The following is a 25773-nucleotide window of genomic DNA, read 5'->3' on the forward strand; positions in this document are numbered from 1 at the left end:
TTGAAGTATGTTTGAAGCCTGTGAAATTGCCAGTTTTCTTAAGGGTCGGTTAGTTGGCGAAAAGGGGACCGGATTTACCGCCATTCGTTCTGTTATGGACAGCCTTCCCGGACACCTTGCCATTGTGTTGTCAAAACAGGACCTTAAGAGGATTAATGAGTGCCAGGCAGACATCATCATAGGTCCGGAAGACATACTCTCTTCGAAAGCCCGATCAAAAGTTATTGTCGACCAGTTAAATACTGGATTAATGAATCAGTTGTTGCGGACTTACAAGGTAGAAAAGTACCAGCTCCATGACCAGGGAAATGTTTCGGAGTTTCCTGACGTTTATATTGGCAAACACACCCGCATTGGTAAGGGCTGCCATTTCATGCCTGGGGTAAAAATCATGAACGGTGTTGAGGTCGGCGATAATGTCGCCATTCACGCTAATACGGTTATCAAGGAGGGCACCGTTATTGGCAACAATGTCACCATTGATTCCAACAACTCCATCGGCAATTACAGTTTCGAGTACATGCTTGATGCCAATCAGGCCTATGAGCGTCTGGAAAGTATTGGCCGGGTCATCATTGAAGACAATGTGGAAATAGGTGCCAACAATACCATCGACCGGGGTACGCTGGGCGATACCGTTATTGGTTACGGCACCAAAATCGATAACCTGGTGCAAATCGGACACGATTGTCAGATAGGAAAACACTGTCTGATGATTTCTCAGTCTGGTATAGCCGGTCACAGTCGTCTTGGTAATCGGGTTATTGTCCATGGTCAGGTCGCCATTGCCGGGCACCTCTCCATTGGTGACAACAGTGTCATACAAGGCAAGTCCGGGGTGAGTCGCTCCTGTGGCCCAAACAGCAAACTGTTTGGCTACCCAGCCAGAGATTCCAGAGAGTATATGAAATCACTGGCAACACTCCATGCCCTCAGCAGCCAAAACACAACAGGCGATGCCAGGCAAACTCGCACCCCGCTGCGCAGCCGCAGCAAAATCCGAAAAGTTCTGGATGTTATTTTTTCGTCCTGACCGATATTCAGGGCAGTCGCCTTTTAACCATTTTCGCCGTACATCATAACGTTAGCGTGAGAGGTAGAGACCATGAAACTGAAAGCTTTATTACCTGTATTATTATCTTCAGCCCTGGTGGGTTGCGCCGGTGGCCCGTCTGTGGACCAGAACATTAATCCGGTTGGCTCTGGCCCACTGGCGGATTGCAGCCTGCCTTCCCTTAATGAAAGCGGGCCGATCAGGCCACCTATGTACGTCACCGGAACTTTTTCAGACAGCAACTGGATGCATGACGAACATCGTCGTATGTCTTATAAGGGCAACGGAATCTACCAGGTGGTTATGGATACGGAAGAAGGCCCCATCAACTTCCAGTTTGCCAGCATGGGTTGGAAACCACAGTACACAGCCGGCGAGGGCAGTATGACGGTTGGTCAGGAAGCCGAGCTGGTCAGAGGTGGCTTTATGAAAGACACCCGCGTGATCATTCCTGCTGAAGGCCGCTATGTCTGGAGCTTCCAGGTCGATGACAATCGTCAGCCAGTGCGCGCGATGATCTCGCAGTGTAAGCCATAACGCATTATTGATAACCCCACGACCGCTGCTGTTTATTGACTGTGGCGGTATTTCTGCCACTACCCCACGAGAGAGTGAAAACCGGATGGCTAACGTAAGCCTTAGAAGTGTTGAAAAAGAGTACGACAATGGATTCAAGGCTGTACACGGCATCGACCTTGATATTCACGATGGCGAATTCATGGTGTTCGTTGGCCCTTCCGGTTGTGCCAAATCGACCACGCTGCGTATGATTGCCGGACTGGAAAAAATTTCCGCTGGTGAAATCAGCATCAGTGGCAAGGTCGTCAATGAGGTGGCCGCCAAGGACAGGGGCATTGCCATGGTGTTTCAAAACTATGCGCTTTATCCCCATAAAACCGTATTCGACAACATGGCCTTTGGCCTGAAAATGCAGAAGCGCCCCAAAGAAGAGATTAAACAAAGGGTTGAAGAAGCGGCAGAGATGCTTGAAATAACTGACCTGCTTGATCGCAAGCCAAAGGAGATGTCCGGTGGTCAAAGGCAACGGGTGGCAGTAGGCCGGGCTATTGTGCGCAAGCCGGATGTCTTTCTGTTTGACGAGCCTTTATCAAACCTCGATGCCAAACTCCGGGTATCCATGCGGGTGAAAATTGCCCAGCTGCACAAAAAACTGAAAGAAGACGGCAACCCGGCAACGATGGTCTACGTCACCCACGACCAGACCGAAGCATTAACCCTTGGTGATCGTATTTGCGTGCTGAACAAAGGGGAGATCATGCAGGTTGATACGCCGGAAAATCTTTACAACCATCCTGCTAACCGGTTTGTTGCCGGGTTTATTGGTTCTCCGGCCATGAATCTTCTGGATGTTGCCCTGCACAGAGAGCAAAAGGAAGCTCGTATTACTCTGGCGGAAGGCGTCACCCTGTCACTGCCACAGGACATGCAGGCAAAAATCAGTGGCTACGCACAAAAAGACATCTGTTTTGGCATACGTCCTGAACACATTGATCTGGTAACTGAGCAGGACGACGCTGAAAACACCTGCGAAGGTCTTCTGACCGTTGTTGAAAATATGGGTAACGAAAAGTATTTATATTTTCAGGTGGGTGATCATGAGGTTATCGCGCGCACAGCCAGTCCGGCCATTACCACAGCGGATATTGGACGACGGATTAATTTTAAAGTGAATGTTGAGGCCTGTCACCTGTTTGATGGGCAGACAGGACAGAGCTTGATCTGACACTTATTAAACCTGATGTACTGAATAGGTTGGTTCGAGGGAAGCGTCTATGCACTTCGCTCTTCCCAACCTTGTATCTAGACTGCTGACATCGACCTGCGCCGGCTAGAAGGTGTTACTGTCTGAATAAAAGCCCAGAGTCGTACAAAAGAAACCATCTCGAAAACCCTTGCGACAATCAACCAGCAGCGGACAGCGATCTATTCTAAGCCCCGGCTTCTTTATTCAATTCGCATTGGCTGAGTTCACTTTAATTAACATGTCTGGCCTATAACCTGTACTGTCTTCTTCACTGGGATAGCCTTTCTGGTTCGAGATTATTTGAGTCTTTCCTATTTTCAAACAGATGTTGCTATGGGTGTGTCCATAAAACCAGAAATCTGGCTGCCAGGTTGTAATAAATTCAGTAAGATTATTTACAAAATATGGTGATAGCTCATTAAATTCCGGGGGTTCCTTTTTCCATTTTTCATCCACACAATCAGGCACAGGGGCAAAATGTGTAATGACCACGGTAGGCCCTGAGTGTGGCATTAAGAATTCCTTCTGAAGCCATTGCATACAGTCTTGATTAAGGTTTTCCATATCTCCGCTGCTAATGGCGCGATTATTCATCGTTATTTTGCTGAAGTCGTTAATTCTCCCTTCAGACCAGGCCATGCAAAAAGCTTTGCTTCCGGGGATGACTTGTTCATAAAGCTCAAAATTACTCCACAGTGTACAGCCAAGGAAACGTATGTTATTCAGAACGATGCTGTCTTTCTCCAGAAAATAGACATTCTCTTCACTGCTCGATTCTTTCCGAAGTATTTTTTCCGTTTCTATAAGGTCATGGCCATAATACTCATGGTTTCCTGCAATAAAAATAACCGGTTTGTTATGTTTTTTGGCAACAGATTTAGCATACTGAATGCTTTCTATGCCATTATGGATATCTCCTGCTAATACGAATATATCTGCTTTATCAGAGGATATAACTTTGGGTTCATCTATAAGACTATGGTCTTGCATTTCGTTGTGTAAGTCCGAATGCAAAGATATATTTATTTCTTCTGCCATGACTGCCGAGTCCATAGTTATCAGCATAGCTGTGACACAAGCAACTGTACTTTTTATTGAAAACATTAACAATGCCGCTTTAAGCATAAAAACGAGGCTCTTGATGGATTCCGAAGAGTTACCCAGGCAAAACCTCCAGAAACCCTGTGAGACTATTTTAGACTCATTTCATTTTGGAGACTCTTCGCTACACTTGCTACATCTGCACTGCTATATATACTGGATATATAGCAATATATTACAGGTGGTTTACCATGGCTCAAGGTACCGTTTTCGAAAATAACCGGACTCAGGCTGTCCGGCTTCCTGCTGAAACGCGATTTCCTGACAACATCAAAAAAGTCAGAGTTCGGGTGCGTGGTCAGGATCGCATCCTTTCACCAATCGGTAAGACCTGGGATTCCTTTTTCAATGTAACGCCTGAGAATAGTGTGACCGATGACTTTATGACAGAGCGGGCCTCACAGGAACAAAAAGAGAGAGAGCAGTTTTGATACTGAAATTTATGCTGGATACTGACATTTCAATTTTTGTTCTCAGACACAGATCCCCAGAGTTACTGGGTGTTTTTAATGCTTATGACGGACAGATAGCGATTAGCTCTATCACACTCTCAGAACTGCTTCATGGTGTTGAAAAATCATCGGATCCAAAGCAAAACCGAAATACGGTTGAAAGCTTTGTCAGTCGGCTGGAAGTGTTAGACTATACCAGCAAGGCCTCTGCCCATTATGGAGATATACGGGCTAACCTTGAGCGCAGGGGGCAGATTATCGGGGTAAACGATATACATATTGCCGCCCATGCCCGTAGTGAGGGGTTGATTGCTGTGACCAATAATGTTCGTGAGTTCAGTCGTGTAGATGGCCTGCGTGTTGAAAATTGGCTGGAGCAAGCATAGCGCTCGCTCCAACCCTGTTAAAAAATCACAACAGCAACATACGAATATCCGCCAGCAACTGCCCTAACAGTGTCGTAAACCGGGCAGCGTCCGCTCCGTTAATAACACGGTGGTCATACGACAGAGACAGAGGACACATCAGCTTCGGCTCAAAGTCAGTGCCATTCCATACCGGCTTCATGGCCGCTTTGGAAATACCCAGAATAGCCACTTCCGGCGCATTCACAATGGGCGTAAAGGCTGTGCCACCAATAGAACCCAGGCTGGAAATGGTAAAACAGCCACCCTGCATTTCATCAGGCTTGAGTTTCTTGTCCCGGGCTTTACCGGCCAGTTCAATACACTCTGCTGACAGCTCCCAGAGGTTCTTCTTATCCACATTCTTGATAACCGGTACCAGAAGGCCGTCCGGCGTATCCACAGCCACACCGATATTGATGTATTTCTTGTAAATCACTGACTCGCCATCGGCACTCAGGGAAGAACAGAATTGCGGCATTTCCCTCAACACGTAGGCACAGGCTTTCAGGAAGAATGGCAGTGGTGTCAATTTAGTGCCACGGGCTTCTGCCATCGCTTTTTGATCTTTGCGAAAAGCTTCGAGGTCGGTGATATCCGCTTTATCGAACTGGGTAACATGAGGCACATTCAGCCAGGAACGCTGGAAGTTCTGCGCCGCTACTTTACGCAGACGGTTCAGGGCTACCTCTTCTATTTCACCCCACTTTCCATAGTCCTGAGCAGGTACTGGCGGAATGCCCATGCCACCGGAAACACCCTGTGGCTGACTGGCTTCTTTCAGTTTGGCTTTAACATAAGCCTGTACGTCTTCTTTCAGAATCCGTGTACGTGGGCCCGTGCCTTTTACAAACTCAAGATTGACACCGAACTCACGAGCCAGCTTGCGCACCGCCGGACCCGCATGGAAATGCTGGTTGCCTTTTTCCAGCTCTGCCAGGTTCTGTGTTGGAGCCTCCGCCTGAGCAGCGGCAACAGGAGTCGGTTCAGGCGCCGGTTCAGCAGGCTTGTTCGTTTCAGCAGACTCAGTGACAGGTGTTTCAGCAGGAGCACCACCAGCCACCTCAACCTTCAGGATCAGGTCGCCCTGATTCATCACGTCGCCTTCTTTCACCAGGATGTCTTTTACTACACCGCTAACAGGTGAAGGAACTTCCATGGTGGCTTTATCAGACTCGAGAACAACCAGTGAATCGTCTTCTGCGATGGTGTCACCAACAGCAACGCAGATCTCGATCACCGGTACATTTTCTGTCCCCAGATCAGGCACAAGGACATCTTCAACAGAACTGGCTGCAACACTTTCTACAACACTCTCTATAGCACTCTCTATAGCAGGAGAGGGCGCAGCTTTTTCAGGTTCAGGGGTGGCCTTTTCAGGCGCAGCGGCCGGAACCGGGGCAGCTTCAGGTTGCGCTTCTGATGTTGCCAGTTTCAGCAGGTCATCCCCTTCTGAAACCGTATCCCCCACTTTCAGTAATAATTCAACCACCTGGCCATCTTTCGGGGCGGGTACTTCCATGGTGGCTTTGTCAGACTCCAGAACAATCAGGGAGTCCTCTGCGGCTACTGAATCTCCCGCAGCAACGCAGACTTCAATGACTTCCGCACTGCCACTGCCGATGTCAGGAACCTTGATAATTTCATCACTCATTCGTTATACCTTCCAGCATGAAGCCCTGCCTCTTCGACGAACGACAGGGCTTCATTTAATCAGCAGTACACAGGGTTAGCTTTTTCGCCATCGATGTTATATTTCTTCAGGGCGCTGGTCACTACTGAAGGTTCAATTTCACCCTCCTTTACCAGCCCGGTCAGTGCGGCCACCACAACGAAATAGCGGTCAACCTCGAAGAACTCACGCAGTTTTGAGCGCGTATCTGAACGACCAAAGCCATCGGTCCCCAGAGTGATGTAATTACCCGGAACAAAGTCACGAATCTGGTCAGAGTACACCTTCATGTAATCACTGGCGGCAATAACGGGTCCTTTTCTGCCCGCCAGCTGCTTCTCAACCCAGCTCACCTGCGGTTCAGCTTCAGGGTTCAGCATGTTATGACGGGCAACTTTCAGCCCGTCACGACGCAGTTCATTGAAGCTGGTGGCACTCCAGATATCGGACTCAATGTCAAAGTCATCACGCAGCAACTGCGCGGCTGCACGCACTTCCTCCAGAATGGTGCCGCAACCGATCAGCTGCACACGGGAACCTTCGGAGTTTTTACCTTCTTCAAAGCAGTACAGGCCTTTAACAATACCTTCCAGTACATGGTCGCCTTCCGGCAGGGCAGGCATCCTGTAACTGTCGTTCATTGTGGTGATGTAGTACCAGACACTCTCATTCTCACCATACATACGACGTAAGCCGTCCTGAATAATCACTGCCAGTTCGTAGCCATAAGTAGGGTCGTAACTGATACAGTTAGGCACCGTGGAAGCCAGTACATGACTATGGCCGTCCTGATGCTGCAAACCTTCACCATTCAGGGAAGTACGACCGGAAGTAGCACCGATCAGGAAACCTCTGGCCTGAATATCCCCCGCTGCCCAGGCCAGGTCGCCGGTACGCTGGAATCCGAACATGGAATAGAACGCATAGAACGGAATCATGGGGACATTGTTGCTGCTGTAGGAAGTGGCAGCCGCGATCCACGCCGCATGGGCACCGGCTTCGTTAATGCCTTCTTCGAGAATTTGTCCAGTTTTGGATTCCTTGTAGAACATGACCTGATCAGAATCCACCGGATCATACTTCTGCCCTTTCGCAGAGTAGATACCCAGCTGACGGAACATACCTTCCATACCAAAGGTTCGGGCTTCGTCCGGAATAATGGGAACGATATGCTTGCCAATATTCTTGTCTTTCGCCAGAGCACCCAGAACCCTGACATAGGCCATAGTCGTAGAAATCTCACGCTCACCACTGCCTTTGAGTACCGCATCCAGCGCTGACAGTTCCGGAACGGTCAGCTGTACATCCGACTGAACCCGGCGGGAAGGAATAAAGCCACCCAGTTTCTCACGATGCTTGCGCATGTAGATCATTTCCGGGCTGTCTTCCGCCGGTTTGAAGTAAGGCAGGTTGGGCAGGTCTTCATCTTTAATGGGCAGGTCAAAACGGTTACGGAACTGCTTCAGATCGTCAATCGGCAGTTTCTTAACGTTATGGCTGATGTTGGACGCCTCGCCTGTGGTACCGGTGCCGTAACCCTTGACGGTCTTCGCCAGAATAACCGTTGGCTGCCCGGTGTGGTTCACAGCGGCGTGGTAAGCGGCATACACCTTGTAAGGGTCGTGACCACCGCGGTTCAGGCGCCAGATGTCGTCGTCGGACAGATGCTCAACCAGCTTCAGGGTTTCCGGGTAGCGACCAAAGAAGTTTTCACGGGTCCAGGCACCGCCTTTTGCCTTGCAGTTCTGGTAGTCACCATCAACAGCTTCATCCATCAACTGTTGCAGCATACCGTCTTTATCTTTGGCAAAGAGTTGATCCCAATGACGGCCCCAGGTCACTTTCAGAACATTCCAGCCAGCGCCACGGAATACACCTTCCAGCTCCTGAATGATTTTGCCATTCCCCCTGACCGGTCCATCCAGACGTTGCAGGTTGCAGTTCACAACAAAGATCAGGTTGTCGAGGTTTTCGCGACCTGCCAGGGAGATTGCACCCAGAGATTCTGGCTCATCCATCTCACCATCCCCCAGAAACGCCCAGACCTTGCGGTTCTGATCCGGTGCCAGGTCACGGTTAATCAGGTACTTCATAAAATGTGCCTGATAGATCGCCTGCAGCGGCCCAAGCCCCATGGATACGGTCGGGAACTGCCAGAAGTCAGGCATCAGCCAGGGGTGCGGATAAGACGACAGCCCCTTGCCATCAACCTCCTGGCGGAAGCTGTTGAGCTGTTCTTCGGTCAGCCGGCCTTCCAGAAAAGCTCGGGAATAAATACCGGGAGCCGTGTGCCCCTGATAATAAACCAGGTCACCCTCACGGTCGTTTTCATGACCATGGAAAAAATAGTTGTAACCAATGTCGTACAACGTCGCGCTGGAAGCAAACGACGAAATGTGTCCACCCAGGGAGCTGTCTTTCTGGTTGGCACGCATCACCATGGCCAGAGCGTTCCAGCGCACCAGAGAGCGAATGCGGCGCTCCATAAAGAGGTCGCCAGGCATCCGGGCTTCTTTTTCCGGTGGAATGGTGTTGCGGTAAGGTGTTGTTATGGCGTAGGGCAATTGTGTGCCCTTGGCTCTCGCATGCTGGGACAGGCGGGTCATCAGGTAATGCGCCCTGTCCTCCCCTTCTTTCTCCAGAACGGAATCCAGAGAGTCCAGCCACTCCCGGGTCTCAATAGGATCGATGTCGTGCATACTATATTCCGAAAATGTCGGCTCCAAAAACAAAGAGCGTTTGGCGAAAAAAGGTTATGACTTGTGATCATCCCTGATCTTGTCTGAACTGTTTATTCTGAGAACCTGCCCGCCCAATCAGCAATCGTGAAGGTAAGACAGGATAGTCCAGATTTCACCCCCGGCCAGTCATGTCATAGCGGCTCACTGTATTTAGCCTTTTTTGCCATCGTTAATCCCATGCCACAGACCCCTTCCCAAAGGCACTCTGTTGTCAGCGACGTGAGGAACTATGGGGTTCGATGTGAATCCGTAGCGGTAAATTTCTAAAACAATGATATCGATCAAATGTAATATAAGCGCAAGATAAGCAATTTCCATCACCAGTACCAGTACTAACGTGTAACAAAACTGCAAAACCACACCATTTCTGTAACATTTCAGGTGATTCTAACCATCTAACATTGGAAAATCCGCACTCTCAGACTAAATATAAATGGACATTAAACTTCTGATTACTGAAGCTGTATCAAAATGCAATCCCTTGAAGCCCTGACTCGCTCTACAAATTTGCTTGAGCTAACAAATCCTGAGGCTTTTTTGAATACAACGACTATGCGCAGATCACTCTACGTCCCCAGCAATTGGTGCACCGATGTTCCCGGTGAGTCAGATACAGTTCTCGTAGATGTCAAAGCGTCCTATTTTTCAGGCTTTGTTTTTCGTGGTGATCAGAGATCTCCGGTGGATATTTTTGAGCAGGGTTTTATATTGCAACATGATCCGCTTGCCTCAACGGCGCTAGAGAGGCGGGCAATAGGGGCTGATGGAGGCACCACGGGAAGGACGGGTATCTCAACCAGTATTTGTGCCTCCGCCTGTGCCAGGTACAGTTTCCTGCATACAGGGATAAATCCTTTTTGCCTGGGTAGAGCATCCAGAAATACAAACGCGGGGCTCGTCTATCTCATTGATGCCAAAGAACTCAGAGGCTTTGCTATACCTTCCCCCAGACCGAGGACGCAAATAGCGAGGGAAAACCCCTTTTTAAAGGAGCTTTACGAGGTCAATTTTATGTGCAACATTCCCGGAAATAAAATAGTTGGCTTTGTCTGGCCACTAGGAGGGAGAGAGGATGGACTGAGCCAGTGCAGAGGCTATTGGGTTCCTCGGCCAGAGCGACTCTGGTTGGCAGTAAATCCTCTGTATGAGACAAGAGAACGGCCACACAGACCCTTACGGCGTGGATGGAGAGCAGCACAAATTGTGGCAGCACTGTTCAATTCTCGTCGGTAAAGCGCTCTGCTGTCAGCCGCTTATTGTCAGCAATGTGCTTTCCATCGAATTCATCTCAAAAATGATCAACTCTTGAGGGATTATGGGGCTTAATGAGAATCTGTAGCGGTAAACTTCAAAAACGATAATATCGATCAAATGCAATATAAAGTGGCACGACGACTCAATCATACTGAGAAGCGAAAGTCACAAAGGTTGTCAGGAAGAGGTGAAAAAAGGCGCAAAGGACGACGAAACAGGCTGAGAGCAGCCCGAAAGCCCAATATCGGGCTTTTCCTGAGATTTGAAGTTAATCTTCAAATAAGTAGAGATACTCCTCATATCCTTCAGCTTTGAGGTCTTTTTTAGCAATGAATTTCATGGCTGCCGAGTTCATGCAGTAACGCAAGCCTGTGGGAGCAGGACCATCTTTAAAAACATGCCCCAGATGTGAGTCAGCAAAGCGGCTTCTAACCTCGGTTCGAGGGTATATTAATCTGTAGTCTGTTTCTTTCACGACAAATGCATCATTGATAGGCTTAGCAAAGCTAGGCCAACCTGTTCCGGACCGATACTTGTCCGTTGATGAAAACAGTGGCTCACCAGAGACAATATCAACATAGATGCCTTCGGCTTTGTTATCCCAGTACGCGTTATTAAATGCAGGCTCCGTTCCATCTTCCTGAGTAACATAGTACTGAAGTTCAGTTAGTTTGCTTTTAAGTTCTTCATCACTTGGTTTGGTGTAAGTTTTACCGTGAGTCAGTACCTTTTTTGCATCAATCATTTGACGAAGTGTTACCGGATTTTCTTTCCTGTTGTCACCAAATATTTCATCTAAGTAACTGTCTCGTCCAGAGACATACCGATAGTAGTTATAACGAATGGGATTACGCTTGTAGTAATCTTGATGGTAATCTTCCGCTTTCCAAAAAGTCTTAAATGGACGCAGTTCGGTTTTTAGCGGCTTCTTAAACACACCGAGATCTTCGATTTCCATCATAAACTTACTCGCGACTTGCTGCTGCATCTGGTTATGATAGAAAACAGCAGAGCGATATTGCGATCCTCTATCTACAAATGAGCCTTTGTCATCGGTAGGGTCGATATGGCGAAAGAACTGATCAAGCACCTGCTCGTAAGTCACTTGCTCAGGGGCAAAGGTCACTTGAATAGCCTCGAGATATTGAGTTTTGCCGGAAGAGACTTGTTCATAGGTAGGGTTTTCAAGAACGCCCCCCGAGTAGCCTGATACGACATCAATCACACCAGGTAGTTTTTCCAAATCTGATTCCGTACACCAAAAACAGCCACCAGCGAGAGTAGCGATTTCTGTTTTGCCACCGTGAGCGGAGGTATTTGCTTTACTATCGACTCGACCAGGGAATGACGCCCCCACCAGTAATGTGGCGACGATTGGGAAAATTAGAGATAACTTCATTTTCATACAAACCTCTGCTGTTATGTGCTTCTTATACGAGTAGAGCGGCAATCACGATAAAAAATTTCACGCTAATGCACCCTGAAGAATTAATATTCGCGCTACGCTCTGTTTTCGTTAGAATCACAGTACCAGTTCAGCAGCAGAGTATGGCTTCCATGTCCTTCCCGATTGAGATATCTCCAGCCGTTGCCCCAGTGGTTAACAGGTACTGGCAGGCATTTTGTACGAACTGTGAACAACTCGCACCGCAATTTTCTTCTGCCACCCTGAGCGCCCCATTGAACCATTCCTTCCTGCGACAACTGGCAAACACCTGGGCTGGCAGTGACTTTGCGGCTGAGCAGTGCATTCATCACCCGGAGCTGGTGTTTCAATGGCTCGAAAATCCCGAACCGCTACTTCATTTTGAACCGGAACGGCATCACGTTCAGTTGTCAGAACACATTCAGTCCATCCACTCTGAAACGGAGTTGATGAGAGTGCTGCGTGTATACCGCAACCGGGAAATGGTACGCATCATCTGGCGGGACCTGAATCGTATCGCCACTCTGCAACAAACGACAGCCGACTTGTCGGCCATGGCTGACGCCTGTGTCGATCAGGCTCTGCTCTGGCTGTACCAGGATTGCTGCAAAGGGTTGGGGACACCAATGGGCTGCGACCCCGGTCAAGAGCCTGAGCCACAGCAGATGGTGATTCTGGGAATGGGCAAGCATGGCGCTCATGAGCTTAACCTGTCGTCTGATATCGATCTGATTTTCACCTATCCCCATAAAGGTAAAACGGTGGGGGGGCGCAGATCGTTTGATAATCAGGAATTTTTTACCCGGCTGGGACAGCGACTGATTAAAGTGATCGACAGCAATACGGCTGATGGTTTTGTATTTAGGGTTGACATGCGACTTCGGCCTTATGGTTCCAGTGGTGCGCTGGCCATGAGTTTTTCGGCTATGGAGCAGTACTATCAGGATCAGGGGCGGGACTGGGAACGTTACGCCATGATCAAGGCTCGACCAGTGGCCGGTGACGTGTCGGCAGGGGAACAGTTACTGCAAACCCTGAAACCCTTTACGTTCAGACGCTACATCGACTTTGGCGCTATCACCGCCCTGCGGGATATGAAAAAGCTGATCCAGCGAGAAGTGAAGCGCAAAGGCATGGAAACCAATATCAAGCTGGGGCACGGCGGCATTCGGGAGATTGAGTTTATTGCCCAGTCATTTCAACTGATTCATGGTGGTCGGGATCGCAGCCTGCAATGCCAGGCCCTGCTGGATGTGCTGAACGTGCTGAAAGAGGCCGGCCATCTGCCAGAACAGGCGACCGATGAGCTTCGCGAAGCCTATATTTATCTGCGCAATCTTGAGCACGCTATTCAGGCGCTCAAGGACCAGCAGACCCAAAACCTGCCTGACTTTGAAGAACCCCGGAACCGTGTCGCCTACAGTATGGGCCATCCAGACTGGCAGACACTGCAACAGACGCTGGACAAACATAAATCCTGTGTCGTTTATCACTTTGACCATGTTATCGCTGACCCGGATGAACAGGATAACGATCAGCCAACGCCTTCTGAGTGCTGGAAGATGTTCTGGGACAAGGAGCTGTCAGAAGAAGATGAAATCAAACTGCTGGCTGAGAAAGGCTTTACCGATGTCAACACATCCCACAATCGCCTGCGCGCCCTGCGTGACGGCAAAGCCATTACCCGGGTGAGAAGGCAGAGCCGTGAACGACTTGATGCCTTTATTCCGGTGCTTATGGAGCAGGTCATCACCACTGAAGCGCCTGATGTCTGCCTGAACCGGCTGATTCCGCTGGTAGAAAGCGTATTGCGCCGAACCGCCTACCTGGTGCTGCTGATGGAAAACCCGCGGGCTCTGGATCACCTTTGCCGACTGTGTACCGCCAGCCCATGGATTGCGGAACAAATTGACCGCCACCCGGCACTGCTGGACGAGTTTCTTAATGTTGGCACTCTCTATAGTCCACCCAAACGGGCAGAACTGGCAGACGATCTGCGACAACAACTGGCGCATATTCCGGAAGACGATCTTGAATCACAGATGGAAGTGTTGCGCCATTTCAAAATGGCGCATGTCCTCAGGGTCGCGGCAGCACAAACGGCTGGCACTTTACCATTGATGAAAGAGAGCGATTACCTGACCTGGATTGCCGAAGTCGTACTGGAGCAGGTGGTCGACATTGCCTGGCGTAACCTTATAGAACGCCATGGTCGTCCGGTCGCCCCGGAAGGCAAACCCTGTAATCCCGGTTTCATCGTCATTGGCTACGGCAAACTGGGTGGCATTGAACTGGGTCCGGGCTCTGATCTGGATCTTGTGTTTGTTCACGATGGCGCCATTAACCAGGAAACAGACGGCGACCGCCCTCTGGACAGCGGCACGTTCTTTACCCGCCTGGGGCAACGCATTATTCATATTCTTACCACTCATACGGCTTCAGGTTCGCTGTATGAAGCGGATATGCGACTACGACCGTCTGGCTCCTCAGGCCTGCTGGTCAGCTCCATGGCTGCCTTTGAAAAATACCAGATGAACGATGCCTGGACCTGGGAGCATCAGGCTCTGATCAGGGCGCGGGCAGTGGCAGGCGATAAAGAGCTGGCCGCCCGTTTTGAAACGTTGCGCAAACAAACGCTCTGTCAGGCCAGAGACAGAACGACGTTACAAAACGACGTAGCGGCTATGCGCCTCAAGATGCGCGACCATCTTGGTTCCAAAAAGAATGATGACGACGGTAACCCTCTTTTTCATCTGAAACACGACAAAGGGGGTATTGTTGATATTGAGTTTCTGATGCAATACGCCGTGCTGGCTTATGCCAGTAACCATCCGGGTATTACCCGCTATACCGATAACATTCGTATTTCAGAATCCCTGGAGCAGAGCAATATCATCAGCCATGAGCAGGGCAAACAGCTTCGGGAAGCTTACAAGTTTCTGCGTAAGGCCAGCCACTCAAGGGCTTTTTTAAACGAGCGCTCGTTTGTGAGTCCAGCCCTGGTTGAGCCTTTCCGGTCACAGGTCAGCAATCTATGGCAAGATTGGATGGAGTAGCTACGCTTTAAAAACGATCACGCAGGCCTTCATTCGTCCGGGCAGCTTGGAAACCATAGCGGTTTTATGCTCAAATACCCTATCTGCCCGCGACAAACCGAAGCGTTTGCAGCAAAAACAAGTCACAACAATACGAATGCCGGCATACTGCCGGATTAACTGTACCAATCAAAATGAATAACAGGCGGGAGTTTAGATATGTCCTTCGCCGATAAAGATGGCGTTATCTGGTTTGACGGAGAACTGGTTCCCTGGCGCGAAGCTAAAACCCACGTTCTCACACACACTTTGCACTATGGCATGGGCGTTTTCGAGGGCGTGCGCGCTTATAGTACCGACAGGGGAGCGGCGATCTTTCGTCTGCAAGAGCACACCGACCGCCTGTTTCGCAGCGCCCATATTCTGGGTATGAAAATTCCGTACAGCAAGGAAGAACTGCTTGAAGCCCAGAAACAGGTAGTGCGTGAAAACGGGCTCGATTCCGCTTACCTGCGCCCCATGTGCTTTCTCGGTTCAGAGGGTATGGGCTTAAGAGCAGAAGGGCTGAAAGTGCATACGATTGTTGCCGCCTGGGAGTGGCCTTCCTATATGACACCGGACGCTCTGGAACAGGGCATCCGAATTCGTACCTCGTCTTACACCCGTCATCATGTCAACATCACTATGTGTAAAGCCAAGGCTAACGGTAACTACATGAACTCGATGCTGGCACTGCGCGAAGCGTTGGACAGCGGTTGTGAAGAAGCGTTACTGCTGGATAATGAAGGCTATGTTGCCGAAGGCAGCGGTGAGAATGTCTTCATTGTTAAAAGCGATGGCATTCTGTATACACCTGAACTAACGTCCTGCCTGGAAGGCATTACCCGGGATACGATTATTCGGTTTGCTCAACATCTGGGTCTGGAAGTTCGTGAAAAGCGCATTACCCGTGATGAAGTTTATATCGCTGAAGAAGCCTTTTTCACTGGCACTGCGGCAGAAGTTCTGCCCATTCGGGAGCACGATGGTCGGGTGATTGGTAGTGGCAGGCGCGGCCCGGTCACCGAAAAATTGCAAAAAATGTACTTTGACCAGGTAGCGGGTAAAAGCGGGTTATTCCCTGAATGGCTTGATTACGTGGCCAGACTCTGCTGACCCGCCTGCCGTTAATCTTTTGCAATATCTGACTTTCCCTTCCCGCCCTTTTGCAACACCTCCGAAGGGCGGGGAGAATCCATTTTAATAAACCCCCACATGGCCATCAGTAAACGATTGCCCAGGTAAAAGCCTGCGTACATTAGGGGTAAGCTGTGAATAACGAAGTTGTCCTTGTGGCTTGTAATGGCCTGACGAGTTATTCCACTTCATTAATCTTCTTCGGTGAAAACTCATTTCGCCGGCGTAAAATACATTTTGCTCCATTGTTATCGAAGAATGCCCCTCTACGCACATGTCCAGGTAATACCTCTCATGGTATACATCTGGCGCTACCATTACTTGCTGAGGAAACATGGCAAGAATAGCATACAGCAGGCGACCGTCATGCAAACGGGGAACAGCCACATCCCTTGCTTCAAACATGGGGCTGGGCAATAAATAGTACTGCTCACCGTTTTTCTCTAATAAAAAAATGCTATGTTTAGTTCCGGGCTTTTGGTAATTAGCATGCGGATTACTCTTAAGCTCTTGGATTGTTGAATGACCTTCGTACAACTTTTGCAGACGGTAGTCTGAACGAGTGCGACTTATGGACTCTATTACAAAATAAGTAACTATTCAGCCCCCAAACGATAGACTGGAATTTTTGTGATTTTGTGCCATTTTGAAAGACAGTTTTCAGGCATCTGCACGTCATGAGTCAACCTGCTCCCGAATTCCAGATTATCGTCGCTCTCCTTACTGCTGTGAATGAGCAACAGGAGCAGATTACTTGTTTGAGTGAGCAGGTTTCAAAACTGGAAGCAGAGAACAAGGAGTTAAGCGACAGGCTTAACACCAACAGCAGGAACAGTAGCAAGCCTCCTTCTACGGATGGTTATGCCAAGCCTTCCGCCAAGAAAAAAGACTCATCTGGTACGACGCCAGACCCGGACAGTGATCCTAAAGGCGAAAAGCCCAACCCCAAAAGCTTACGAGAGAAATCTGGTCGCAAGCCCGGTGGTCAAAGAGGTCATAAAGGCTCTACGCTTAGGCAGGTCGAAGACCCTGGGCGCACCCAATACCATCCGGTTATAGACTGCGAGAACTGCCATCGTTCATTACGTTCTTCTAAAATCGTCAAGCTAATCGAAAGGCAGGTATTTGAACCTGGTCGTTTTGGTCACTTTGAAGTCACGGCTCATGTAGCGGAAGTCAAAAAGTGTGAATGCGGTCATGTAACCCTCGGCAGCTTCCCGGAAGGCGTTGACTCCCATGTTCAGTATGGACCTGCTACCCAGGCGCTGGCGGTGTATCTCTGCCAGTACCAGTTGGTGCCATACAAACGCGCTTCCCAGTTTTTCCTGGATATTTACGGGCTGGAAGTCAGTCCGGGTTCCATTTGTATGTTCCAGGAAAATGCCTATGATCAACTGGCCAGCACCGAGCAGGTAATTGTCGATGCTCTTAAGAACGCACCCATTGCTGGTGCCGATGAGACAGGCATGCGGGTGGCTGGTTCGCTATGGTGGATGCACGTTCTGCGTAGTGAAAAATGGACGCTGTATCACCTTGATCCCAGTAAAGGCCACTCTGCCATTGAGTCAATGGGCGTTTTGCTGACTTTTGCCGGAATACTGGTTCATGACCATTACAAGGCTTACTTCCGCTATGCCGCTCTTCATGTGCTGTGCAACGCTCATCACCTGAGGGAGTTACAGGGTGTTGTTGACCGGGATTGCAACCATCTGGCTGTACGCCTTCAGCGGATGCTAAGGCTGGCTTGGCATCTCAGCAACGGTTTCAAAAAAATTGGCATGGAGGCGATGCCAGAGACGATTCGCCAACGGATTAGTTCACTGTTCGAGCGGACTGCGAAAAGGGCTCAGGCCGAGGAAGCCGAATATATGGAACGCCTACGGCAACGGCGGGGCGACGACAAAGTGAGAAATACGAAAGCCTTTAACCTGTTCAAGCGACTGGTGAAATTCAAGGAAGCAACCTTGAGGTTCATGACTGACTTCAGAATACCCTTCGACAACAATGGCAGTGAGCGAGACATCCGGAATGGTAAGGTAAAACAGAAAATATCGGGATGTATCCGAAGTAAGAAAGGGGCGGAATGGTATAGCCGTATCCGAAGTTATGTCTCATCGGCGAGAAAGCAGGGGCATAACGTTTTTGAAGCCTTGCTTATTGCGATGAAGAATTACAGCGATCAACCTTTGCTGGGTGCTGAATAGTTACCAAAATAAACTTGTTGCAATAAATTGATCATATAGCTCTTACCTTGCTTTTAGGGGAGTGGCATAACAAACTTTACCGGAGTATCTTTCCTGCTTACTCCCTCTGTGATTGATTGTGAACGTCATGTCCAGCGTTAATGTCACCCCTGAATGCAAACACCTCATTATACTTGCTGCTAAAAAGCTCAAAGGCTCTGAACACAGAGCCTTCATAGCTGAAGTCGCTGAACAGCTCTGTTTTGGTAGTCCACGCCTTACTGAAACCGAGTTCAATTTTGGTCGTCATACCGTTGAACTCGGGATGCATGAAAAAAGGACAGGACTTATTTGTTATGGAAATTACGTATCTCAGGGCAAGCCAAAAGCAGAAGTAGCAAATCCTCAACTGGAACAAGACATTCGAAGCTTGGTAGACCCTGAAAGTCAGGCTGACCCGCAGCTCAGAAATACGTTCTCCTATGCTCGCATAACAGCCAGTGCTGTTCGAAAAAAACTGATTGATGAAAAAGGGTGGCAGGAAGAGCTACTTCCCAAAGAGCGTACTTTCTGCAACATGTTGAACCGCATGGGCTATAAACTTCACAAGGTACAGAAGACCACGCCGGAAAAAAAATCCCGGAAACCGATGCCATCTTTGAAAACGTCAAACAAGTAAAAAGCACCGCAAGCCAGAGAAAGCAGAGTCTTCAGATCAGCATTGATTGCAAAGCAACGGTTAACCTTGGAAATTTTTCCAGAGGTGGTAAAGCAAGAGGAACTGAAGCGGTCAAAGCGCTGGATCATGATATGGCCACCAAAGAAAAAATGATCCCCTTTGGAATACTCAATCTGGAAAATGATCAACTGTATGTCTTTTACGGTAACTCTTACAAAACCAGTGATTTTATCTGCGATGCCATTGAACAGTGGTGGGAGCAGGTGAGGGAAACTAACAGGTATGTCGATGAGCTGGTTATCTACGCAGACAACGGTCCTGAAAGTAACAGCCACCGAACTCAGTTTCTTTTCAGAATGGTTGAGTTTGCCAAAAAAGTGGGGCTGAAAATACGGCTGGTTTACTACCCTCCCTACCACAGCAAGTACAATCCGATTGAACGAGGCTGGTCTTATCTTGAGAACCATTGGAATGGCAGCCTTCTAAACACAGTAACGTCTGTTTTAGAGTGGACAAAGACAATGGTATGGAAATGCATGAACCCGATAGTGAAGCTACTTGATCAACCGTATCAAAAAGGGGTGAGACTGAGTAAACAGGAATTAGCTGAAATACAGCCTCACATCATTCGCCACTCTGAGTTAAAGAAATGGGATGTGACAATTGTTCCGGAACCGGTAAATTATTGATTGCCGCTCCCCTTAGCGGTTTGAAACATGCTGCCTATCCTGCCTCACCCTATTTAGCTTACGCAAATATGCGAATGGAATATAAAACATCCCCAAGCTAACCGGGGGGGCTTTCCGTAGCCCACTGTTTTTCTTCCAGCTTACGGTTACGTGTGTAAATGGTGTAGAATTCTACGCCACTTATTTTATGCGGCACTTACTCTGACTCTGATTCTTTGGCAGAGCCATTTCAGAATCTACTAAAAGATAGTATTTGCACATAACAGACAAGCTGAATGATCTCTGACGAACTGGTTACGACTGCTTTGTCTGGCGGTAGCGTGCCTGAAAGCTTTGAATAACGAATACCAATGAATCAAGGAACCGTCCAAGCCGTGAAGTACCTGATTGTTGGCCCCTCATGGGTAGGGGACATGGTGATGGCACAAACGCTGTTTATCGCCCTGAAACGACAGTACCCAAATGCCATCATCGATGTGCTGGCACCTGGCTGGAGCAGCCCGATACTGGAGCGTATGCCAGAAGTCAGGCGGGCGATTGATATGCCTGTCGGGCATGGCAGCCTGAACCTGAACCTGCGCAGGAAAGTCGCCCATTCACTGAAGGCAGAGAGTTACGATCAGGCGATACTGCTGCCAAACTCTCTGAAATCAGCCCTGATTCCTTTTCTGGCTGGTATTCCTGTTCGCACGGGCTGGCGTGGCGAGATGCGCTACGGGCTTCTCAATGACCTGAGAACGCTGGATAAGAAGCAGTACCCGCTGATGATTGAGCGCTTTGTGGCGCTGGCTTATCCAGATAAAGAGGCACTTCCAACTCCTTTGCCCGTTCCTGCCCTTGAGGTGAACAAAGCCAATCTGGACAGTGCCCTGGGCCGTTACCGCCTGACCAGTGGAGCCCCGGTTCTGGCACTTTGTCCGGGCGCAGAATTTGGCCCTTCCAAGCAGTGGCCTGCCGGTTATTATGGCGAAGTCGCCCTGATCATGGCTCGACGTGGCTGGCAAGTGTGGTTATTTGGTTCCGCTAAAGACCGTCAGGTAACTTCCGAGATAGTCAGCTACCTCCCCAAAACATTACAGGATCATTGCTGCAACCTGGCAGGAGAAACAACCCTGGCCGATGCTGTCGATTTATTGTCCCGGGCCGATGCGGTGGTCAGCAATGATTCCGGGCTGATGCATATTGCCGCTGCGCTGTCGCGCCCACTGATCGCCGTGTATGGTTCAACCACCGCAGCCCACACCCCGCCCATGAATCAAAACAGCAAAACCCTCTGGCTGGGGCTGGAATGCAGCCCCTGCTTCAAACGTGAATGCCCGCTGGGTCACATGAACTGTATGAGAAAGCTTGGCCCGGAAATGGTTCTTAAAGCCCTGAGTGACCTGACGGGGCAAGAGCTGCTGGAGATTCGCGAGTGAGGGTTCTTATTGTTAAAACCTCCTCCATGGGAGATGTTATCCACACCCTGCCAGCCCTGACCGATGCAGCCAATGCGATTCCGAACATCCAGTTTGACTGGGTGGTAGAGGAAGGTTTTGCAGAAATTCCCAGCTGGCACCCGGCTGTGGATAAAGTGATTCCCGTGGCGATCAGACGCTGGCGCAAGTCAGTGCTGGAAACATTTCAGTCCGGAGAGTGGAAGCGCTTCAGGGCTTTGCTGAAATCCCGCCGTTATGATGCGATTATTGATGCCCAGGGGCTGGTAAAAAGTGCCCTAGTCACACGACTTGCCAAAGGCCCCAGGTTTGGTCTGGACAAACATTCAGCCAGGGAGCCGCTGGCGGCTGCATTTTATAAACATCCCCAGACTGTGGCATGGAACCAGCACGCTGTTGAACGGGTAAGACAGCTTTTTGCCCAGTCGCTTGGTTATCCATTGCCAGAAACAACCGGGCATTTTCATCTGGACAAAAGCCATTTTACGGGTGAAGCCGTTACGAAAAAGCCTTACGTTGTATTTATTCATGGCACCACCTGGCCCACCAAACACTGGCCGGAAACATACTGGTGCGAACTGGCTCACCGGGTTAATGGTGCCGGCTATGATGTGGTACTGCCGTGGGGTAACGAAAAAGAGAAAGAACGTGCAGACATTATTGCCCACAGTTCAAAATCAGCGATTGTTTTGCCCAAAATGAATATTTGCGGTGTAGCTGGCGTTATTGCCGGAGCGACAGCCGTAGCCGCGGTAGACACGGGGCTGGGGCATTTAACCGCCGCTCTGGAAGTGCCTGCTCTATCCCTTTATGGGCCTACCAGCCCTGAACGGGTCGGCGCTTACGGACAGTCCCAAGTCCACCTTACCTTGAACGATTGTCCAGAAATGGATAAAGCGTCAGTCACCAACCAGAATATTGAGCCGGAGATGTTTATCCCAATGACACCGGATTTTGTCTGGTCATCTCTACTGCAATTGATGAGTGAAACACAGAACCGGGAGAACCGATGATTCTGGCCTTTGCGCTGTTTAAATACTTCCCGTTTGGTGGTTTACAACGGGACTTCCTGCGGATTGCGCTTGAGTGTCAGAAGCGTGGACATGAGATTCGGGTTTATACGACCAGCTGGCTGGGGGACAGGCCTGAGGGGGTTGATATAAAAATCCTACCTGTGAGTGGAAGCAGTAACCATAGAAAAATGCTGGACTTTCAGGAACAAATACAGAAAGCCATAGCTAACAAGAATGTTGACCTGCTAGTCGGTTTTAACAAGATGGCCGGTTTGGATATATACTATGCAGCAGACACCTGTTTTAAAGAAAAAGCATTGAGCAGTCGTGGCTGGTGGTATCGACTAACATCTCGTTATAAACAGTATTCCGCTTTTGAAGAAGCGGTTTTTTCTACCAGTAGTAAAACTCTGTCGTTACTTATTTCCCGCTTGCAAAAGCCAGTATTTCAAAAATATTATCAAACACCAGATGATCGAATCGTATTGCTTCCCCCAGGCATTTCAAAAGACCGCTGTCGACCTGAAAATTATAAAGAAGTGCGCCAAGCTTTCCGTCGGGAGTTTGGATTCACTGATAATGAAAAACTTATCTTACTAGTCGGTTCTGGCTTTAAAACTAAAGGACTTGATCGCGCCATCAGGGCACTTGCCGCTTTAACGGAACCTGTGAAAAGTAAAACACAACTATTTGTTGTGGGGCAGGATAAGCGAGAACCCTTTATAGCACTGGCAAAGCGATTAGATGCTGAGCACAAGGTTAGATTCTTATCGGGTCGTGATGACATTCCCCGATTTTTATTAGGTGCCGACTTGCTCATTCATCCTGCGTACAATGAGAACACCGGAACGGTATTGCTTGAAGCATTAGTAGCCGGCTTACCCGTTTTAAGCACAGACGTATGCGGATATGCCCACTATATTCAGGAAGCCGATGCGGGGTGTGTGGTACCGTCACCTTTTTCACAAGAGTGTCTGAATAAGCTGACTAACGACATGTTGTTATCTGACAAACTAAAGATTTGGCAACAGAATGCCATTAACTACAGTCATAGGAAAGACCTCTACAGCATGCCTGAACAGGCAGCAGAGGTCATTATTCAGCAAGCTGGCGGAAGGCATAACTAAGTGCTCTACCTGAGAGATGATTTCAAAGAAGCCTGGCAGGGAAAAGATCCGTTTAACCACCTTATGAATCTGGATGGTGAGGTTTTTCGCGAGCTGGAAGCGCGTCGTACCTTCAGGTTTGAACTTAATGGCAAAGGTTATTTTGCAAAAGTGCATAATGGGGTTGGGTGGCCTGAAATTATTGAAAACCTGCTTCGACTTAGAAAACCTGTACTGGGAGCAAGAAATGAGTGGGTGGCTTTAAATAGCCTAAAGTCTATTGGGCTTAATACTATGACAGCCGTTGCTTTTGGTGAAAGGGGGTGTAACCCAGCCAAACAGCAATCGTTTCTGGTCACGGAAGAACTAAAAGACATGCACACTCTTGAAGATTTATGTGATACCTGGGAGGAGCATGCACCTGCTTTTGTTTTAAAAGAAGCCATTATCAGAAAACTTGCAGTAATCAGTCGACAGCTACATGATAACGGCATCAACCACAGAGATTACTACCTTTGTCATTTCATGCTCCCAAAAAATGAAAAACCTGACCCGGAGAATCTGAGCTTTTATCTGATTGACCTTCATCGGGCTCAGGTCAGGAAAAAAATCCCTGAACGCTGGCGGTTAAAAGATATTTCAGGTCTGTACTATTCAGCTATGAATTATAAATTAACCCAACGTGACATATATCGATTTATCACAATCTACACCGGCCTGCCTCTGAGAGAGGCTTTAAATAAACATGAGTGGATGTGGAAAAAAATAGAAATAAAAGCAAGCAAGCTACATACACGCATGAAGCGTAAAGCTGGTCATCCGAATTATTAAGAAATTGTAATAAATTGAGTTTTTAGCATTAAGCGAGCCCCAATGACAACTTCCTCCTGGACTGTCACCAACTTAATTAAAAACACTCCTGTGGGTGAAGTATTTTCATCACTAGAGAAAGTGTTCACCCTGAAGGGTGAGTATGTAAATGATGATAAGCTCAGTGATATCATTAGAGTGAAAATTCAAGATAAGCATTACTATGTCAAACGTTATACCTTGGGTGGAAAAGGAATAAGGAAATATATTGGCCGTAGCCGTATAAGAGCAGAGTGGGAAAACTTACTGACATTTCATGATTTAGGAGTTCCCGCTGCTGAAGTCGTTGCGTATGGTGAAGAAAGGTGTTCAGGTCTTTTTAAAAGAGGGGCAGCAATAACAGAAGAGTTTGATAACAGCTTGGATATGCGTCAGTTAGAGCAACATCATGATTATTTATTAAAAAACCATAACTGGATGAACCAAGTTATTGACCAAGTCGCATCAGCGGCAAGAACACTACATCAGAACAACTTTATACATACTGATTTCAAATGGCGAAATATACTGGTAACTATAGAAGAAAAACCAAGAATAGCACTTATTGACTGTCCTGCCGGAACAAAAGTTGCATCTATTTTCTTAGAGCGAGGAATCATAAAAGACTTGGCATGTCTTGATAAAATCGGAAAAAAGAAGTTAAGTAAAAGCCAGAGAATGAGATTCTACAGCAGATACATTGGAAGGAAGATAAATAATGGAGATAAAAGGCGAATAAAAAAAATACTATCTTTTTTTGAGGGACGCGAATAGTGTCACATGAAGTAAAAGAATTGATCAAAGACATCAATGCTAATAAAGCAATTGAATTAACCACTAAAACATTAAAATCTAATAAAGATATTGCCAGAGACTTGGCAGGCTTTACGCCTAAGCATGACTCTGTTTTTGCCATAGAATTGAAAAGCCTTAAATTTAACAGCAAAAAAATCCTTCATTACATTCAGAAAATAAGAAAAGCTAACGAGCCTAATTTTCCACTTTCATCATATCCATGCTCAGATTTTAAAAAAGAATGGAAAAAGCTGGAGGTAAAAAAAAAACAAAAGCAATGTTGCCATCTTGACAAGCTTCTAGGCAATCCAGACTTATACATACAGCTTGGAAAAAAATTGAAAGATGACATTGCTACTACAGCAGCAATTGTTGAAGTCAATATAAGCAACAATAAAAAAAAGTTTTTTATTAAAAGGTATAATTCAAAAGGCCACCTCTACAGTATTGTTAGAAGTATTATTCCATCCAGAGCAGAAAACGCCTGGCACGCTGCAAATATTTTAAAATACTATGGTATAGCAACTCCTGAACCATTAGCCTTAATTGAAGATCGTATAGGCCCAATAAAAAAATCAAGCTATATAGTCCATGAATATATTGAATCAGTCCATGCAATGAACTTTTTTGCAGAAGGTTCCTTACCAAATTCAAAATGGCAACCTGCAGCCGATGATGTTGAAAAAATTCTTTATACTTTGCAGCGTGCATTGCTATCACATGGTGACCTAAAAGGGCAAAATTTCATCATAACTAGTGATCAAGTAATGCTTGTAGATTTGGATTCATTCAGGTCACACACACATAATTTTTTTTATTCCAGATTAAATAAAAAAGACCTCAATAGATTCGAAAAGAATTGGATGAATGAAGATTATGCAAAGTCATTATTTAAACCAATTTTAAATAAATTAAGATCTAACTTAAAATATTGATATTTATT

The 25773-nt window shown here is 47.9% G+C and carries 19 protein-coding genes and 1 pseudogene; 15 read left to right on the top strand and 5 right to left on the bottom strand.

Annotated features, from left to right (window positions below; genetic code table 11):
• The first annotated feature begins 7 nt into the window (after positions 1–7).
• The 3 genes from lpxD (at position 8) to NX720_RS08675 (ending at position 2798) form a co-directional block, all read left to right on the top strand.
• Positions 8–1033 carry a UDP-3-O-(3-hydroxymyristoyl)glucosamine N-acyltransferase gene (gene lpxD / locus NX720_RS08665; RefSeq protein WP_262600736.1) on the top strand — a complete coding sequence of 342 codons (1026 nt, stop codon included), beginning with the start codon at positions 8–10 and terminating at the stop codon, positions 1031–1033.
• A 72-nt stretch (positions 1034–1105) separates the two neighbouring features.
• Entirely contained in the window at positions 1106–1591 is a 486-nt protein-coding gene (locus NX720_RS08670; protein WP_262600737.1) for a hypothetical protein, read from the top strand.
• A 7-nt stretch (positions 1592–1598) separates the two neighbouring features.
• Positions 1599–2798, top strand: a complete 1200-nt coding sequence (locus tag NX720_RS08675) for an ABC transporter ATP-binding protein (protein ID WP_318654100.1) — start codon at positions 1599–1601, stop codon at positions 2796–2798.
• Between the two features lie 225 nt (positions 2799–3023).
• Here NX720_RS08675 and NX720_RS08680 read toward each other — a convergent pair whose 3' ends face one another.
• Entirely contained in the window at positions 3024–3944 is a 921-nt protein-coding gene (locus NX720_RS08680; RefSeq protein WP_262600738.1) for a metallophosphoesterase, read from the bottom strand.
• A gap of 167 nt (positions 3945–4111) precedes the next feature.
• Here NX720_RS08680 and vapB point away from each other — a divergent pair, with 167 nt between their 5' ends.
• The gene (gene vapB / locus NX720_RS08685) at positions 4112–4351 is read left to right on the top strand and encodes a type II toxin-antitoxin system VapB family antitoxin (RefSeq protein WP_262600739.1); all 240 of its coding nucleotides are present in this window, start codon (positions 4112–4114) and stop codon (positions 4349–4351) included.
• Positions 4348–4758 carry a type II toxin-antitoxin system tRNA(fMet)-specific endonuclease VapC gene (vapC, locus tag NX720_RS08690; protein WP_404831058.1) on the top strand — a complete coding sequence of 137 codons (411 nt, stop codon included), beginning with the start codon at positions 4348–4350 and terminating at the stop codon, positions 4756–4758. Before vapB ends, vapC begins: the two co-directional genes overlap by 4 nt.
• A 25-nt stretch (positions 4759–4783) precedes the next feature.
• On the opposite strand, the gene aceF is transcribed toward vapC, so the two are convergent.
• The 3 genes from aceF to msrB all read right to left on the bottom strand — a co-directional run bounded on the left by aceF (position 4784) and on the right by msrB (position 11848).
• A complete protein-coding gene (gene aceF, locus NX720_RS08695) occupies positions 4784–6430 on the bottom strand; it encodes a dihydrolipoyllysine-residue acetyltransferase (protein ID WP_262600740.1) in 1647 nt (548 codons plus the stop codon).
• A 59-nt stretch (positions 6431–6489) separates the two neighbouring features.
• Positions 6490–9147: a pyruvate dehydrogenase (acetyl-transferring), homodimeric type gene (gene aceE, locus NX720_RS08700; protein ID WP_262600741.1), complete on the bottom strand. Its 2658-nt coding sequence runs from the start codon at positions 9145–9147 to the stop codon at positions 6490–6492.
• A 1564-nt stretch (positions 9148–10711) separates the two neighbouring features.
• A complete protein-coding gene (msrB, locus tag NX720_RS08705; RefSeq protein ID WP_262600742.1) occupies positions 10712–11848 on the bottom strand; it encodes a peptide-methionine (R)-S-oxide reductase MsrB in 1137 nt (378 codons plus the stop codon).
• A gap of 143 nt (positions 11849–11991) precedes the next feature.
• Here msrB and glnE point away from each other — a divergent pair, with 143 nt between their 5' ends.
• Positions 11992–14925, top strand: a complete 2934-nt coding sequence (glnE, locus tag NX720_RS08710) for a bifunctional [glutamate--ammonia ligase]-adenylyl-L-tyrosine phosphorylase/[glutamate--ammonia-ligase] adenylyltransferase (protein WP_262600743.1) — start codon at positions 11992–11994, stop codon at positions 14923–14925.
• 198 nt (positions 14926–15123) lie between these two features.
• Positions 15124–16059 (top strand): branched-chain amino acid transaminase, encoded by a 936-nt coding sequence (locus NX720_RS08715; RefSeq protein ID WP_262600744.1) that lies wholly within the window; start codon positions 15124–15126, stop codon positions 16057–16059.
• A gap of 84 nt (positions 16060–16143) precedes the next feature.
• Here NX720_RS08715 and NX720_RS08720 read toward each other — a convergent pair whose 3' ends face one another.
• The gene (locus tag NX720_RS08720; RefSeq protein ID WP_262600745.1) at positions 16144–16617 is read right to left on the bottom strand and encodes a hypothetical protein; all 474 of its coding nucleotides are present in this window, start codon (positions 16615–16617) and stop codon (positions 16144–16146) included.
• A gap of 140 nt (positions 16618–16757) precedes the next feature.
• Here NX720_RS08720 and tnpC point away from each other — a divergent pair, with 140 nt between their 5' ends.
• From tnpC to NX720_RS08760, 8 genes and pseudogenes are all read left to right on the top strand, one after another.
• Positions 16758–18284 carry an IS66 family transposase gene (tnpC, locus tag NX720_RS08725; RefSeq protein WP_262595515.1) on the top strand — a complete coding sequence of 509 codons (1527 nt, stop codon included), beginning with the start codon at positions 16758–16760 and terminating at the stop codon, positions 18282–18284.
• A gap of 304 nt (positions 18285–18588) precedes the next feature.
• A pseudogene (locus tag NX720_RS08730) lies at positions 18589–19631 on the top strand (ISAzo13 family transposase).
• A 374-nt stretch (positions 19632–20005) separates the two neighbouring features.
• Positions 20006–21049, top strand: a complete 1044-nt coding sequence (waaF, locus tag NX720_RS08735) for a lipopolysaccharide heptosyltransferase II (protein ID WP_262600746.1) — start codon at positions 20006–20008, stop codon at positions 21047–21049.
• Positions 21046–22080 (top strand): lipopolysaccharide heptosyltransferase I, encoded by a 1035-nt coding sequence (gene waaC / locus NX720_RS08740; RefSeq protein ID WP_262600747.1) that lies wholly within the window; start codon positions 21046–21048, stop codon positions 22078–22080. The genes waaF and waaC overlap by 4 nt, the downstream gene beginning before the upstream one ends.
• Positions 22077–23207 carry a glycosyltransferase family 4 protein gene (locus NX720_RS08745; RefSeq protein WP_262600748.1) on the top strand — a complete coding sequence of 377 codons (1131 nt, stop codon included), beginning with the start codon at positions 22077–22079 and terminating at the stop codon, positions 23205–23207. The genes waaC and NX720_RS08745 overlap by 4 nt, the downstream gene beginning before the upstream one ends.
• Positions 23208–24017 carry a lipopolysaccharide core heptose(I) kinase RfaP gene (gene rfaP / locus NX720_RS08750; RefSeq protein WP_262600749.1) on the top strand — a complete coding sequence of 270 codons (810 nt, stop codon included), beginning with the start codon at positions 23208–23210 and terminating at the stop codon, positions 24015–24017.
• 42 nt (positions 24018–24059) lie between these two features.
• On the top strand, positions 24060–24809 hold the full coding sequence (locus NX720_RS08755) for a lipopolysaccharide kinase InaA family protein (protein WP_262600750.1): 750 nt from the start codon (positions 24060–24062) through the stop codon (positions 24807–24809).
• Positions 24809–25765 carry a lipopolysaccharide kinase InaA family protein gene (locus NX720_RS08760; protein WP_262600751.1) on the top strand — a complete coding sequence of 319 codons (957 nt, stop codon included), beginning with the start codon at positions 24809–24811 and terminating at the stop codon, positions 25763–25765. The genes NX720_RS08755 and NX720_RS08760 overlap by 1 nt, the downstream gene beginning before the upstream one ends.
• Positions 25766–25773: the final 8 nt, after the last annotated feature.

The organism is Endozoicomonas euniceicola, assembly GCF_025562755.1.
Classification (GTDB): Bacteria; Pseudomonadota; Gammaproteobacteria; order Pseudomonadales; family Endozoicomonadaceae; genus Endozoicomonas_A; species Endozoicomonas_A euniceicola.